Below are 15,149 nucleotides of genomic sequence, written 5' to 3'. Positions count from 1 at the left end.
GACTATATGCTTGCTATAATTTGAATCTACTGCGTTGTCATCAGTCGTCGATGGACGCCCATCGACTCCATCTTCCGCCTTGTAGATTGCAAATTATATCTAAGCAATATAGTCGAGAAATATAAAAACAGCCACACTAGTTAACAGGAGCTTGGAATTACATGGTTTTGTGTGGAGCGGATAGGTTAGAAGAATATAGGGATGTATTTCAGGGTGGAAGAGTTGGGCTGATAACTACACCTACAGGAAGGCGTATCGACGGGAAGAGCACTATAGATGCGCTAAAAGAAATTTGTGACCTAAAAGTTCTCTTTGGTGCAGAGCATGGGATCAGAGGAGACATCGAGGATGCTGCCACAGTAAAAGGTTTTCATGACAAAGCGACAGGACTTCCTGTATATAGCCTCTACGAAGGTCAGAGACGAAGAATGACAGAGGAGATGCTGGATCTTTTTGACATCATTGTATATGACATACAGGATGTGGGCAGCAGGTATTACACCTTTATTTCGTCGCTAAAAAATGTGATTGAAGATTGTGCCAAAAGAGGTAAAAAGATAGTTGTGCTTGATAGGCCCAATCCCCTTGGAGGAGAGGTTATTGAGGGAAATATCTTACCAGAAGAGGAGTTTAGCTTTGTTGGCTGTTATTCACTTCCCGTAAGGTATGGCCTTACTCCGGGTGAGTTTGCAAATATGGTCAATATAGAGCAAAAGCTTGGAGCAGATATAACAGTTGTTCCATGTAAAGACTGGAAAAGATCAGCTCTTTTTCCTGAGACAGGACTTAACTGGATTATGCCAAGCCCCAATATTCCGACCTTCGAGACAGCACTTGTCTACGTTGGAACATGTCTTATAGAAGGGACAAATGCATCCGAGGGCAGGGGGACAGCCAACCCCTTTAGTGTCATTGGAGCTTCTTATATTAAGGAATCGGAAAAACTCGCTAAGGAATTCAATGGCAGAAGACTTGAGGGATTTGTTGCAACTCCATATTTCTTTAATCCCTATACTTCCAAGCATTCCGGAAGGCACTGCGGAGGAATTCATATTCATATCACTGACAGAGAAAAAGCAAAGCCATTTGAAATGGGAATAACACTTCTTGAGATACTGGATAGAGCATATGATGAATTTGAGTTTTTGCCACCTGTAGCGGGTAGGGATAAGCCATTTATACAATTGCTCTCAGGGATGCCATTAGATAAAGGCTTTAAAGCATCAGAAATAATTGAAAAGATTAAGCAGGAACAGGCTGAATTTCAGATTAGAAAAAATGAGTTTCATATATATGATTAAGTGGGGATGACTAGATGGGTTTTTATGCTGGAATTGACGGTGGAGGCACCGGCAGCAGATTTGTTTGCGCGGATGAAAATGGAAAAGAGATTTATTCAGGAATAGGACCGGCTCTAAACGGGAATGGGCTTTCCAAGGATTTTTTTATCCAAAATATAATGGAGATAGTAAATAGCATTACTAAAAATGTTGGGAGCCCTGATGATTGCAAAGGCCTTGCCATAGGACTTGCGGGCATTAGCAATGTGCAGATAAGAGAAGGCTTCGCAGCAGTGATGAGCGAAGCAGGCTTTAGAAATTATGAAATTTATGGTGATCATGAAACTGCATTTTCAGCAGCATTTCCAGAGCAGTATGGAATACTTCTTATCTCCGGCACCGGGAGCTTATGCTTCGGCAAAAGACCTGACGGAATGAGCGCGAGAGCAGGTGGTTATGGCCATCTTATCGATGATAAGGGCAGCGCTTATGACATATCTATAAGGATCCTGGAGGCGGTAGTAAGGGCAGAGGATGGCCGAGGCGAAAACACAGTGTTCAGGGAACTGGTATTTGAACGGCTCGGAATCAAAGACATCAGAGAACTGATAGGATACATCTATTCAAAAGACACCAACAAGGGAGATATTGCGGCACTGGCTCCTTTATTGTCAGAAGGAATAAAACGAGGTGATTCTGTGGCAGTGGCAATAGAGGATGCTGTTGTAGAGGAGCTTAACAGTTTGATCTTTGCAGTGAAAAAAAGGCTTGATTATGGCCCCGAGGTGGCTCTTTGGGGAAGCGTTCTTCAAAAGAATGATCATATCAGGGAAAAACTTGAAAAACGAGCAGGGCTAAAAATGTTTTTCCCGCAGGAAGACGCATCTGTAGGAGCCCTTAGACTAGCTATGAAAGAGGTTTGAAATGACAATTGAAGAGATGGTGGGCCAGAAATTTGTTGTTGGTTTTCCGGGATATGAGTTGAATGAAGAAGTTAAGGAAGTAATAAGAAAATATAAGATTGGTAATATCATTCTTTTTAAGGAAAATCTCAGGGATGAAGCACAGATAAAAAAACTCTGCGCTGAGATCAAAGAGTTCATTACTTCTGTTACAGGCTATCCCCCATTTATCATGATCGATCAGGAAGGCGGAATGGTAGCGCGCCTGTCTGAAAACATGGGAAATATTCCGGGAGCCATGGCAATCTCAGCCACAGGTGACTCGCACAATGCTTATACTGCGGGCTACTATACAGGATTACAGCTAAAAGAGCTTGGAATCAACTTTAATCTGGCACCGGTTATGGATATTAATTCTAATCCTTCTAATCCCATAATTGGGTGTAGAAGCTATGGAGATACTCCGGAGAAAGTAAGTGAGTATGCTCTGCAAATGGCAAAAGGCCTTGATGATGCAGGCGTTCTTTCATGTGCAAAGCACTTTCCCGGACACGGCGATGTGTCAACAGATTCCCATGTGACACTTCCTTGCGTTGATAAGGAACTTGATGAACTTGAAAAGATGGAACTTGTGCCTTTTAAAGCAGCAGTTGAAAACGAAGTTCCTGCAATAATGTCCGCGCACATTCTTTTTCCCAAGATTGAAAAAGACAGGATTCCCGCCACAATGTCCAAGAAAATCCTGACAGATCTATTGAGAAAAGAAATGGGATTTGAGGGACTTATCCTCACAGATTGCCTTGAAATGCAGGCCATAAAAAAGTTTTATGGTGTAGAAGAGGGGGCTTTGGCAGCACTAAAAGCAGGCGCGGATATCATAATGATATCCCACACTCCTTCATACTTCCAGGAAGTTATATCAAGGATAGAAGCGGCCATAAATGATGGAAGCATAGTGGCTGAGACCATCAAGGAAAGCGCAGAACGAATACTTTCATATAAGGATAAATATCTTAAGAATAAAAATCAGGAAAAAAGCAGCAAAGAATTTAAGGAAGAAATAGAGAACATACGAAAACAAACTCTTACTCTCGTTTCAAAAGCAGATTACCCTCTTGGGATTGACTCGGACACTCTCTTTATAAGCCCAAGGCCATTTAATGTAGGCCTTGTTGGCAATGTCAAAGAAGACATCGCCTCATCATTTTGCGAAATTCTGGCAGAAAAATTTGGTGCCAAAGCACTGGTAATAAGTGAAAATCCAAGCAACGAAGAAATTGAAAGGGCATCGGAACTTGCAGGTAAAAGCTCTTTTGTAGTTGTGGGTACCTACAATGCACATGTATACCGCAGCCAAATAAAACTACTTGAAAAAGTATTATCAGCTAATTCTAAGTCTGCCGTATTTGCACTACGAAATCCCTATGACTTATGCGAAATACCTGACAATGTATGGAAGTTTGCGGCATTCGAATATACACTGCCAATGATTAATCTTATAGGTAAGCTTCTTAATAAAGAAATCAATGCATTAGGAAAGCTACCAGTCGGAATAAGCTATATTAATGATTGTGAAGATGCGGATTAAGGTATTTTGGAACAGTAGCGTGGCTACTTTAAAAGATGTATGCGAACATTTGCGGAATTAATCTAATTTTTCTCTTACATGGTCGGTGTTGATGCCGTGGGTAAGGAAAACAAAAATCAGCTAATTACCCACGAATAAATGAACGTCGCGGGTAAGGAGAACAAAAATCAGCTATTTACCCACAGATTAATGAATGCTGCGGGTAAGAGGAACAAAGAGTAGATATTTACCCGAGATTATTGAATGAGTTTGGGTAAATATGTGAAAAATGGTAGATTTACCCAATGATTGGTAGATAACCAGGGTAAAAGGCGGAAAAAATGTAGTATTACCCATGGGTATTAGTGAACTAAGGGTAAAAAGCTGAATTAGAAAAATATTACCGGTAGACATGCTGAAAAGTAGTTGCTTATATTGCTTCCGGATTTTAATCCGGAAGCGGGAAAACCTGGTCAAAGGTGGTGTGGTGGTGTCCATAACTTTGAATAGAACGATTTAGTATGAGCAATAGCGACAATTAAGCAAAATAAAAGCCTTGTTTTCTTTTCTGAATAAGCATGAAAGAAAACAAGGCTTTATCTTTATTTTCGTATGGTATTTATTATCTCTTTTCCTCGTGTTCAAGTGAAGCTTTGATGAATCCTGAGAAAAGAGGATGTGGTCTGTTTGGACGAGACTTAAGCTCCGGATGTGCCTGAGTAGCCATATGGAAGTCATTGGATGGAAGTTCAATCATCTCGACAATTCTGCCATCAGGGGACATTCCACAAAGTTTGAGACCATTCTGTACAAGTACATTTCTGTAATCGTTGTTTACCTCATATCTGTGACGATGACGCTCTGTAATGTTTTCAGAACCAAATAACTTAAAGGCTTTGGACTCTTTATCAAGGACACAAGGATATGAGCCAAGACGAAGTGTTCCTCCAATATCCTCAACACCGTTCTGATCAGGTAAAAGAGCTATCATAGGATGTGTAGTATTTGGATCAAATTCAATTGAATGAGCATCTTTATATCCGATAACGTTGCGGGCAAATTCAACTATTGCAAGCTGCATTCCAAGGCAAAGACCAAGGAATGGAATATTGTTCTCACGTGCATATTTAATAGAAGAAATCATTCCCTCGATTCCACGATCACCAAAACCGCCGGGTACGATAACACCATCAACATCTGAAAGAACATCTGCAACGTTTTCATCGTTTACTGTCTCTGAATCAACCCATTTAATATCAACAGCAGTCTGATTGGAGATTCCGCCGTGCTTAAGAGCTTCAACAACGCTGATGTAAGCGTCATGGAGCTGAGTATATTTGCCGACAAGTGCAACCTTAACTTCGTGCTTAAGTGAGTATAGAGTGTCAACCATTGCCTTCCAGTCTGCAAGATCCGGTTCAGGACAGTCAAGCTTTAAGCATTCACATGCAACCTGAGCCAAATGCTCTTTTTCCATTGCAAGAGGAGCTTCATATAGATACTCAAGATCAAGGTTGTTAAGTACATGGCTGCTTGGTACGTTACAGAACAGAGCAATCTTGTCCTTGGTATCCTGATCAAGTTCAACTTCGCTTCTGCAAACAATAACATCCGGCTGAAGTCCCATTCCCTGCATAGTCTTAACGGCTGACTGGGTTGGTTTTGTTTTGATTTCCTGTGAAACGCGAAGATAAGGGATTAATGATACCAGAATGAGCATTGCATTTTCATGTCCGACTTCATGCTGGAACTGTCTGATTGCTTCAAGGAAAGGCTGGCTTTCGATATCACCGACTGTTCCACCGACTTCAATGATTGCGATTCTTGTATCATCATCAGTGAAATTTCTATAGAATTTACTCTTAATCTCATTGGTTATGTGAGGAATAACCTGTACTGTGCGTCCGCCGTAGTCACCGCGACGTTCTTTCTGGAGAACGGACCAGTAAATCTTACCGGTTGTAACATTTGAATTTTTATCAAGATTCTCGTCGATAAATCTTTCGTAATGGCCAAGATCGAGGTCAGTTTCAGTACCATCTTCAGTAACGAAAACTTCTCCGTGCTGAACAGGGTTCATAGTACCGGGATCAATGTTGATGTAGGGGTCAAACTTCTGCATTGTGACTTTATATCCGCGGGCCTTTAATAACCTGCCAAGTGAAGCGGCAGTTATCCCCTTTCCCAGACCTGATACAACACCACCAGTCACAAAGATATACTTTACAGCCATTTTGATTTATCCTCCTGCGTGATTTTATAAAACTTTCAGAGATTAAAAATTAATTGTAATTGAAATATTGAATTGTACTCTATATAATAGTATGATACGAGCGTGTGAATAGATAATTTATTATATCATAAACACAAACAGGTTGTAGTATAACATAACACGTCAAAGAATGGAATTAAAAAATGGATAATAATCAAAATCAAAGAAATAACAATCCACTTGGAGGCGGAAATGGCAATTCTCCAAGGAGACAAAACATAATACTTCTTCTGGTGGCAGCTCTTGTAACAATGGTTTGCATGACTTATTTTCTGAGAGCTTTTTCTGAAAATACAAACAGAGAAGTAACTTACACCGAATTCATTAATATGGTAGAAAGCGGTGAAGTAGAAAGAATAGTCATAGAAAGTGACAGGATAGATATCTACCCCAAAGAAAATAAATCCGAGGATCAACTTGGACTTGGATACTACTATTGGACCGGTAATTCTTATGTAACCTATTATACAGGAAAAGCTGAAGAGGATAGTGTACTTACACAGAGAATGCTTGAGGCTGGTGTTGAAGTCAGCAGTGAAGTTCCTGACAGTTCAGGGCTTATTCTTGCTTTCATTATTCAGTATGTTGCTCCAATCCTTCTTCTTTGGCTCATTCTTTCAGTTATCTTCAGAAGAATGGGTAAAGGCGGTGGACCACTCAGCGTTGGAAAGAGCAATGCTAAGGTTTATGTTCAGAAAGAAACAGGTATTACCTTTAAAGATGTAGCAGGTGAAGATGAGGCAAAAGAGTCTCTTGTTGAAGTGGTAGACTTCCTTCATAACCCTGCAAAATATGCAAAGATCGGTGCTAAACTTCCAAAGGGAGCTCTTCTTGTAGGACCTCCAGGAACAGGTAAGACACTTCTTGCAAAGGCTGTAGCCGGTGAGGCACATGTACCATTTTATTCACTTGCAGGTTCAGATTTCATTGAACTTTATGTTGGTGTAGGTGCCAGCCGTGTTAGAGATCTTTTCAGTGAAGCAAGTAAGAATGCTCCATGTATTATCTTTATAGATGAGATTGATGCAATCGGTAGAAGCCGTGACAGTAAGTATGGCGGTGGCAATGAGGAAAGAGAGCAGACTCTTAACCAGCTGCTTTCAGAGATGGACGGATTTGATTCATCAAAGGGTGTTCTTATTCTCGGCGCTACCAACAGACCTGAAATCCTTGATAAGGCTCTTCTTCGTCCCGGACGTTTTGACAGACGAATCATCGTTGATAAGCCTGACCTTAAGGGTAGAGAAGAGATTCTTAAAGTTCATTCAAAAGATGTTAAGATGGATGAGACAGTCGATCTTAAGGGTATCGCCCTTGCAACAAGCGGAGCAGTTGGTTCAGATCTGGCGAATATGATCAATGAAGCTGCTATCAACGCAGTAAAGGCTCACAGGGAATATGTATGCCAGCAGGATCTTATGGAAGCTGTTGAACAGGTTCTTGTAGGTAAGGAAAAGAAAGATCGTATCCTTAGTAAAGAAGAGCGCAAGATAGTTTCCTACCACGAAGTTGGACACGCACTTATCAGCGCAGTTCAGAAAAACACAGAGCCTGTACAGAAGATTACAATCGTTCCCAGAACTATGGGAGCACTTGGCTATGTAATGCAGGTTCCTGAAGATGAAAAATACCTTCAGACAAAAGATGAAATTATAGACGATATCATTGTTTCACTTGGCGGAAGAGCAGCAGAAGAAGTGATTTTCAATACTGTAACAACCGGCGCAGAGAATGATATCGAGAAAGCCACAAGCATGGCACGCAGCATGATTACGATGTTCGGTATGAGCGAGAAGTTCGGCCTTATGCAGCTTGAGTCTGTCCAGAACAGATATCTGGATGGAAACAGAGTGCTCAACTGCAGTGATCAGACCGCAGCACTTGTTGATGAAGAAGTTAAAAAGCTTCTTGCTGAATGCTATGAGAAGGCAAAACAGATCATCAGAGACCATCTTGATGCAATGGACAAGATTGCACAGTTCCTTATCGAGAAAGAAACTATTACAGGTAAGGAATTCATGAAGATATACCGTGAGGTTTGTAATATCCCTGAACCTACTGAAGAAGAGGTGGAGGCAGCCAAGCACGGAAGAATTTATGCTACGCGTGCTGAGTCTGCTCTTGTAGGTGAGAATGTTCCTGTTAAGAGTACTGAAAAGAAAGAAAATCCTGAAAACGATGGACTTGCGCAGGGCATAGGCACAGCAGGTGTTCAGGATAACAGTCAGGATGCTGCGCAGAGTTTTTTTGAAGCCGTTATTCAGGCTGCTAATGAGAATGAGGCTGATACTTCAGACGAGACTGAAGAGTCAAAAACTCAGGAAGAACAAAGCGTACCTCAGGGCGGTGGGGTATTCTCCCATGTTCCAAATGACTTCGATAAATAATAAGATTTATAAGCAAAAGGGGGAATGGAACCATGTTCTGTTCCTCTTTTATATTATTTAAGAAATAATTAAGAGATAATAGGTTCGAGATGGCAGCTACAGGCTTTGATGTAAAAGAAGAATTAAAAAAACTTCCCAATAAGCCGGGAGTTTATATTATGCGTGATGAGAACGACACCATCATGTACGTTGGTAAAGCCATAAACCTTCACAATCGTGTAAGGTCTTATTTTCGTACCAATATCGGACGAGGCCCTCAGATTGATCAGATGGTGAAACAGATTGCCAGATTTGAGTATATTGTCACCGATTCTGAACTTGAGGCTCTTGTCCTTGAGAACAACCTGATAAAAGAGAACTCTCCAAGGTACAATACTCTTTTAAAAGATGACAAGACTTATCCATACATTAAAGTGACTGTATCAGAGGATTATCCGAGAATTCTTTTTTCAAGGCTAATGAAGAAGGATAAATCGAGATATTTCGGGCCATTTACCAGCGCAGCTGCAGTAAAGGATACAATCGATCTTATAAATAAGATTTACGGACTTAGAAACTGTAACCGCACTCTTCCCAGGGATATTGGTCTTGAAAGGCCATGCCTTAATTATCATATGAAGCAGTGCTGTGGACCGTGTACAGGAGATGTATCCAAGGAAGAGTACAGAGCCAGAATAGATAAAGCCCTTGATTTTTTAAACGGAAACTATGGCATTATCATGAAAGATCTTCAGGATAAAATGGAGGCTGCTTCGGAAGAACTGGATTTTGAGGCTGCAGCTAAGTACAGAGATCTTTTGGCAAGCGTAAGGGTTGTTGCCCAGAAACAGAAAATGACAGACTCTTCCATGGAAGATAAGGATATCGTGGCTATTGCATCTGATGATAAGGACGCCGTTGTTCAGGTGTTCTTTGTAAGGGATGGAAGGCTGATTGGAAGAGAACATTTTTATATGACACATGTGTCCGAAAATCCTCAGGAGGAGATTCTTCTCAATTTTGTGAAGCAGTTCTATGCCGGAACACCTTTTATTCCAAGGGAACTTGTTTTGCCGGAGACCATTGAGGATATGGAAATCATAGAAAAATGGCTTACTCAGAGGAAAGGAAGCAGAGTTTATATAACTGTTCCTGAAAGAGGGCAAAAAGAAAAGCTGATGGAGCTTGCAACCCAGAATGCCGAGCTGGTTCTTTCAAAAGACAAAGAGAGAATAAAGAGAGAAGAAGGAAGAACCATTGGCGCGGTCAAGGAAATAGAAAAGCTTCTTGGACTAAAGGGACTTAACAGAATGGAAGCTTATGATATTTCCAATATAAGTGGTTTTGCCAATGTTGGTTCCATGGTGGTTTATGAAAAAGGAAAACCCAAAAAGAGCGATTACAGAAAGTTTAGAATAAAATCCGTAGCAGGACCGGATGACTATGCATGTATGCATGAGGTTCTCACCAGAAGGCTTCTTCATGGAATCGAGGAAAGGCATGATCTTGAAGTGAGAGATATTGATGCCAGATATGGGAGCTTTACCAAGTTTCCGGATCTTATTCTCATGGATGGTGGACGAGGTCAGGTTAATATCTGCCTTCAGGTATTGGATGAGCTTGGAATTTCAATCCCTGTATGTGGAATGGTCAAAGACGATAATCACAGGACGAGAGGTCTTTATTATAATAATGTGGAACTTCCGATTGATACGAGATCGGAAGGTTTCAAGCTAATAACCAGAATACAGGACGAAGCCCACAGATTTGCCATAGAATATCACCGGTCACTTCGTAGTAAGTCACAGGTAAAAAGTACCCTTGATGATATACCGGGAATAGGACCTGCAAGGAGAAAAGCTCTTATGAAACACTTTGCATCCATAGAAGATATCAGAAATGCAAGTGTGGATAAACTTAAGGAAGTACCTGATATTCCGGAGGCTGTTGCACAGCAGATATTTGACTTTTTCCATGAAGTGAAACAAATTGAAGAACAGTAATCTCTGTGTTATTATTTTCGGTGTGAGTTTCATTAATTAAATTAGTACTTACAATAACTATTTTTTGGAGGGTGAAATGGCGAGTGTCAGTCTAAAATCAATCATTGAAAAAATGAAGCTTGAAAATCTTACTCCGGAGCTGGATATAAAAAAGATAAAGATAATACAGCCGGATATCAATAGACCTGCGCTTCAGCTGGCAGGATATTTTGAGCATTTTGAAGCAACAAGACTTCAGGTAATCGGATTCGTTGAGTACACATATATGGAGTCATTTCCTGAAGAAAAAAGAGAAAAGATGTACAGGGAGTTCCTCTCATTTGATGTTCCCGGAGTTGTTTTTTGCAGAGAACTGACACCTGATCCATTGTTTATAAAGATTGCATTGGAAGAAAAAGTTCCTGTGCTTATGACCAAAAAATCAACTTCAGCTTTTACAGCGGAGATAATCAGATGGCTTAATGTCAAGCTTGCTCCATGTATCTCAATTCACGGAGTACTTGTAGATGTATTTGGTGTAGGTGTTCTTATCACAGGTGAAAGTGGAATAGGTAAGTCAGAAACAGCTATTGAACTTATAAAAAGAGGACATCGTCTTGTATCAGATGACGTAGTTGAACTCCGCCGTGTAAGCGAGGAAACACTCATAGGTTCAGCTCCTGATATTACCAAACATTTCATTGAAATGAGAGGTGTGGGCATTATAGATGTTAAGACTCTTTACGGTGTATCAAGTGTAAGAGAGACTCAGAATATCGATCTCGTAATTAAGCTTGAGGACTGGGATAAAGATAAAGAGTATGACAGGCTTGGACTTGAAGAGGAATATACTGAGTACCTTGGAAATAAAGTGGTTTGTCACAGAATCCCCATCAGACCCGGTAGAAATCTTGCAGTTATCTGCGAATCTGCAGCGGTTAACCACAGACAGAAAGCAATGGGTTACAATGCAGCTCAGGAGCTTTATAACAGAGTTCAGAATTCTTTGGCCAAAAGAAGAAATGATGAGGATGATGATTAATAAATAAAAGATAGAAAGAGGTTTGTTATGGCAAGATACGTATTCGGCGCGGATGTAGGAGGTACAACTGCGAAAATAGGTCTTCTTACAGAAGGTGGCGAAAAGCTTGATTTTTGGGAGATACCAACAAGAACAGAAGACCAAGGCAAGATGATTATTTCTGATGTTTCGGAATCAATCAGAGCCAAAATGAAAGAAAAGAACATTGAAGATACAGAAGTGATCGGAGCAGGAATCGGAGTTCCGGGAGCCGTAAACATCGACGGACTCTGTTATCAGGCTGTTAATCTTGGATGGGAGAATTATAACGTTGTCAATGATTTTCATTCTGAGCTGAAGCTTCCCGTAAAGGCAGGAAATGATGCCAACGTTGCTGCTCTTGGCGAAGCATGGAAAGGTGGCGGAAGGGGCTATCAGAACATGCTCCTTGTTACTTTGGGAACAGGAGTTGGCGGCGGTATCATCAATGAGGGTAAGATTCTTACAGGCTCTGTCGGATCAGGCGGAGAAATCGGACATATCCATCTTGTTGATGATGAACCGGATACATGTGGATGCGGAAATCACGGATGTTTTGAGCAGTATGCCAGCGCAACAGGTGCAATGAGACTTGCTAAGAGAGCTCTTGCAGCATCAAATGAAGACAGTGTTCTCAGACAGGGCGATTTTGAATGCAAGGATATTTTTGACGCAGCCAAAAAGGGCGATGCACTCGCAGTAAAGATTGCTGAACAATATGGATATTACCTTGGAAAAGGTATTGCCATTGCAGCTACGGTTGTTAATCCTGAGATTATTGTTCTGGGCGGTGGAGTATCAAAAGCCGGAGATATGCTTTTTGATCTTCTTATGCCAAGTTTCAAGAAATATGCTTTTTCGGGATGCGCAGATGCCAAGTTTGCTCTTGCAAAACTGGGAAATGATGCCGGAGTGTACGGTGCTGCAAAACTGGTGATACAGTGATATTTTAGGAAGGTTAGTTTTGAATAAAGAAATATGTAATGCCATAGAGCAGATAGTATCTGCATCTAATGTTTTAAAAGATGAACCAATGAGCAGGCACACCACATTTAGAACCGGTGGGCCTGCAAGCTTATTTATACGACCGGATAATGAAGAACAGCTTATTGAGGTTATGAATCTCATAAGAAAGCTTGGGATAGATTATTTTATTCTGGGAAACGGCAGCAATCTTCTGGTATCCGATGAGGGATTTGACGGGATAGTTATTTCTCTTGGTAATTTGAACGATATACATATTGAGGGCAAAAGAAGTATATATGCAGGTGCCGGGGCTATGAATTCACAGATAGCGGCATTTGCAAGAGATAACAGCCTTAAAAACTTTGAATTTGCAGCCGGAATTCCGGGAACTATCGGCGGTGCAATGATAATGAACGCCGGTGCTTATGGCGGAGAGATGAAGCTTGTTACCAAGTCTGTTAAAGTTCTTTCTCCTACAGGCGAGGTAATGGTCCTTGATAACAGCTCCATGGAATTTGGCTATAGGACAAGCGCCATTAAGGGAAGAGGCTATATAGTTATTTCGGTAGTTCTTTTACTTGAAAAGGGCGATAAAGAAACAATAACACAGAATATACAGGATCTTGCAGCTAAAAGAAGGGAAAAGCAGCCGCTTGAGTTCCCAAGTGCAGGATCTACATTTAAAAGACCGGTAGGATATTATGCCGGAAAGCTTATTGAGGATGCAGGTCTGCGCGGATTTTCTGTGGGAGATGCATCAGTTTCAGAAAAACACTGCGGTTTTGTGATCAATAAAGGAAAGGCTACATCGGCAGATGTTTATGAACTGATCTGCGAAGTTAAGAAAAAAGTTTATGAGAACTCCGGAGTAACTCTCGAACCGGAAGTTATAATGCTTGGAAAGTTCTGATTTAGTTCTTTAATTTGAAAGGATGGCAAAATGAGATTTGTTATCGTAACAGGAATGAGTGGTGGAGGAAAATCCACAGCAATTCATATGTTAGAGGATGCGGGGTTTTATTGCGTTGATAATCTTCCGGTATCCCTTATTGAGAAGTTTGCAGAACTTATAACTATGCCTGACAACGAAATCAACAAGGTTGTACTAGGAATAGATGCAAGAGCCGGTCAACAATTTGAGGAAGTGGCCGGAATCATAGACTCACTCAAAGAACGAGGCATACCTGTAGAGGTTCTGTATATGGATGCCAGCGATCAGGTTCTTATTAAAAGATATAAAGAAACCAGAAGAATCCACCCTATGAATGTAAATTCTGCAGGAGACAGGATTGAGGATGGAATTGCCAAGGAAAGGGCTGTTCTCGCAGAAGTTAAAAAAAGAGCGGATTATGTTATGGATTCCTCTCAGCTTCTTACAAGGGAATTGAAAGAAGAACTGGACAGAATATTTGTACAGAATGAAGAATACAATTCTTTAATGGTAACAATCCTTTCATTTGGATTTAAGTATGGTATTCCATATGATGCTGATCTGGTATTTGATGTGAGATTTTTACCAAACCCTTTCTACATAGATGAGCTTAAACATCAGACCGGCAATGACAAGGGCGTTCAGGACTACGTAAAAAGTTTTCCGGCATGCGGAGAGTTTGTTGATAAACTTGAAGACATGTTGGAGTTCCTTATCCCCGGATATGTAAAAGAAGGAAAGTATCAACTTGTGGTGGCTATTGGCTGCACGGGCGGACAGCACAGAAGTGTAACAATAGCCAATGAATTATATGAAAGATTAAAAGCATCCGGCGGCACCTATGGTTTAAAGCTATTTCACAGAGATGTTAAGCAGGCAAAATAAAAATGTCATTTTCATCTGAAGTAAAAGAGGAACTTGAAAGACATACAGGAAGCTCCAGGCACTGTCAGCTTGCGGAGCTTGCAGCTATTATTTTCATGACTGCAAATATTGAAATAAAAGACGGCAGAGCATTCAGACTGTCTCTTCAAACCGACAACTCCATGGTGTCTAGAAAGTTCTTTACATTAATTAGGAAAGCATTTAATATAAGAAATAGTATTCCTCAAAGTGGGCAGGAAATAAAGCCTGTAATTGAGGATACTGCGCTTATAGAAGATCTTTTAAGAGCCATCAAAATGATGGACACAGAAGGAAATATCAAGGACATAAATGAGGGAATAAACCCTATGGTTACCAGAAATTCTTGTTGTAAAAGGGCATTTCTGCGTGACTCATTTTTATGCGTCGGGTCTATAAGCGATCCAAACAAGGGATATCATCTGGAATTTGTTTGTACACTTGAATCGCAAGCGCTGTATTTACAGAGCCTGATAGAGAGTTTTGACATAGAGGCCAGGATAGTAAGGCGAAAAAAATACTATGTGCTTTACATTAAAGAAGGGGCAGGAATTGTTGATCTGCTCAATATTATGGAAGCGCCTGTAAGCCTTATGAATCTGGAGAATCTCAGGATTGTCAAGGAGATGAGAAACTCTATAAACCGCAGAGTTAATTGTGAGGTGGCCAATATTACCAAGACAGTTAACGCTGCCACCAAACAGATAGAAGATATCACCTATATAAAAGACCATTACGGTTTTAACAAGCTACAGGAAGCCTTAAGACAGATGGCTGAGGTCAGACTTGAACATCCGGATGCAACATTATTGGAGCTTGGAACATATCTTGATCCACCGGTTGGTAAATCAGGAGTCAATCATAGGCTTAGGAAACTAAGCGAACTTGCGGATAAGATCAGATCCTAAAGGAGGGGAATT

11 protein-coding genes are annotated in these 15,149 nt (G+C 40.8%); 10 read left to right on the top strand and 1 reads right to left on the bottom strand.

Features of this window, described 5'->3' with window-relative positions:
• The first annotated feature begins 161 nt into the window (after positions 1-161).
• The 3 genes from J6O61_RS02705 to nagZ are packed head-to-tail and all read left to right on the top strand — an operon-like array spanning position 162 to position 3,770.
• The gene (locus J6O61_RS02705) at positions 162-1,301 is read left to right on the top strand and encodes an exo-beta-N-acetylmuramidase NamZ family protein (RefSeq protein ID WP_292209283.1); all 1,140 of its coding nucleotides are present in this window, start codon (positions 162-164) and stop codon (positions 1,299-1,301) included.
• A 14-nt stretch (positions 1,302-1,315) separates the two neighbouring features.
• A complete protein-coding gene (locus tag J6O61_RS02700) occupies positions 1,316-2,203 on the top strand; it encodes an N-acetylglucosamine kinase (protein WP_292209280.1) in 888 nt (295 codons plus the stop codon).
• 1 nt (position 2,204) lies between these two features.
• Entirely contained in the window at positions 2,205-3,770 is a 1,566-nt protein-coding gene (gene nagZ, locus J6O61_RS02695) for a beta-N-acetylhexosaminidase (protein ID WP_292209277.1), read from the top strand.
• Positions 3,771-4,371: 601 nt separating this feature from the next.
• Here nagZ and J6O61_RS02690 read toward each other — a convergent pair.
• Positions 4,372-5,982, bottom strand: a complete 1,611-nt coding sequence (locus J6O61_RS02690; RefSeq protein ID WP_292209274.1) for a CTP synthase — start codon at positions 5,980-5,982, stop codon at positions 4,372-4,374.
• Positions 5,983-6,164: 182 nt separating this feature from the next.
• Here J6O61_RS02690 and ftsH point away from each other — a divergent pair, with 182 nt between their 5' ends.
• The 7 genes from ftsH to whiA all read left to right on the top strand — a co-directional run bounded on the left by ftsH (position 6,165) and on the right by whiA (position 15,137).
• On the top strand, positions 6,165-8,408 hold the full coding sequence (gene ftsH / locus J6O61_RS02685) for an ATP-dependent zinc metalloprotease FtsH (protein ID WP_292209272.1): 2,244 nt from the start codon (positions 6,165-6,167) through the stop codon (positions 8,406-8,408).
• Between the two features lie 89 nt (positions 8,409-8,497).
• Complete coding sequence (gene uvrC / locus J6O61_RS02680; RefSeq protein WP_292209269.1) at positions 8,498-10,390, top strand: excinuclease ABC subunit UvrC; 1,893 nt, start codon at positions 8,498-8,500, stop codon at positions 10,388-10,390.
• A 76-nt stretch (positions 10,391-10,466) separates the two neighbouring features.
• A complete protein-coding gene (hprK, locus tag J6O61_RS02675; RefSeq protein WP_292209266.1) occupies positions 10,467-11,411 on the top strand; it encodes an HPr(Ser) kinase/phosphatase in 945 nt (314 codons plus the stop codon).
• A gap of 27 nt (positions 11,412-11,438) precedes the next feature.
• Positions 11,439-12,374, top strand: a complete 936-nt coding sequence (locus tag J6O61_RS02670; protein WP_292209263.1) for an ROK family glucokinase — start codon at positions 11,439-11,441, stop codon at positions 12,372-12,374.
• 19 nt (positions 12,375-12,393) lie between these two features.
• Positions 12,394-13,305, top strand: a complete 912-nt coding sequence (gene murB / locus J6O61_RS02665; RefSeq protein WP_292209260.1) for a UDP-N-acetylmuramate dehydrogenase — start codon at positions 12,394-12,396, stop codon at positions 13,303-13,305.
• Between the two features lie 30 nt (positions 13,306-13,335).
• On the top strand, positions 13,336-14,211 hold the full coding sequence (gene rapZ, locus J6O61_RS02660; RefSeq protein ID WP_292209257.1) for an RNase adapter RapZ: 876 nt from the start codon (positions 13,336-13,338) through the stop codon (positions 14,209-14,211).
• Between the two features lie 2 nt (positions 14,212-14,213).
• The gene (gene whiA / locus J6O61_RS02655; protein WP_292209254.1) at positions 14,214-15,137 is read left to right on the top strand and encodes a DNA-binding protein WhiA; all 924 of its coding nucleotides are present in this window, start codon (positions 14,214-14,216) and stop codon (positions 15,135-15,137) included.
• The last annotated feature ends 12 nt before the right edge of the window (positions 15,138-15,149 follow it).

Origin of the sequence: Butyrivibrio sp., from assembly GCF_017635265.1 — a bacterium.
Classification (GTDB): domain Bacteria; phylum Bacillota; class Clostridia; order Lachnospirales; family Lachnospiraceae; genus Butyrivibrio.
Note: the sequence above shows the minus strand (reverse complement) of the source record. Positions and strands in the feature narration are given on the sequence as shown.

Bases quoted from the DNA above. Each gene is read 5' to 3' on its own strand.
- rapZ (WP_292209257.1), top strand. From the start codon at position 13,336: ATGAGATTTGTTATCGTAACAGGAATGAGTGGTGGAGGAAAATCCACA.
- hprK (WP_292209266.1), top strand. From the start codon at position 10,467: ATGGCGAGTGTCAGTCTAAAATCAATCATTGAAAAAATGAAGCTTGAA.
- nagZ (WP_292209277.1), top strand. From the start codon at position 2,205: ATGACAATTGAAGAGATGGTGGGCCAGAAATTTGTTGTTGGTTTTCCG.
- J6O61_RS02690 (WP_292209274.1), bottom strand. From the start codon at position 5,982: ATGGCTGTAAAGTATATCTTTGTGACTGGTGGTGTTGTATCAGGTCTG.
- J6O61_RS02705 (WP_292209283.1), top strand. From the start codon at position 162: ATGGTTTTGTGTGGAGCGGATAGGTTAGAAGAATATAGGGATGTATTT.
- whiA (WP_292209254.1), top strand. From the start codon at position 14,214: ATGTCATTTTCATCTGAAGTAAAAGAGGAACTTGAAAGACATACAGGA.
- J6O61_RS02670 (WP_292209263.1), top strand. From the start codon at position 11,439: ATGGCAAGATACGTATTCGGCGCGGATGTAGGAGGTACAACTGCGAAA.
- ftsH (WP_292209272.1), top strand. From the start codon at position 6,165: ATGGATAATAATCAAAATCAAAGAAATAACAATCCACTTGGAGGCGGA.
- J6O61_RS02700 (WP_292209280.1), top strand. From the start codon at position 1,316: ATGGGTTTTTATGCTGGAATTGACGGTGGAGGCACCGGCAGCAGATTT.
- uvrC (WP_292209269.1), top strand. From the start codon at position 8,498: ATGGCAGCTACAGGCTTTGATGTAAAAGAAGAATTAAAAAAACTTCCC.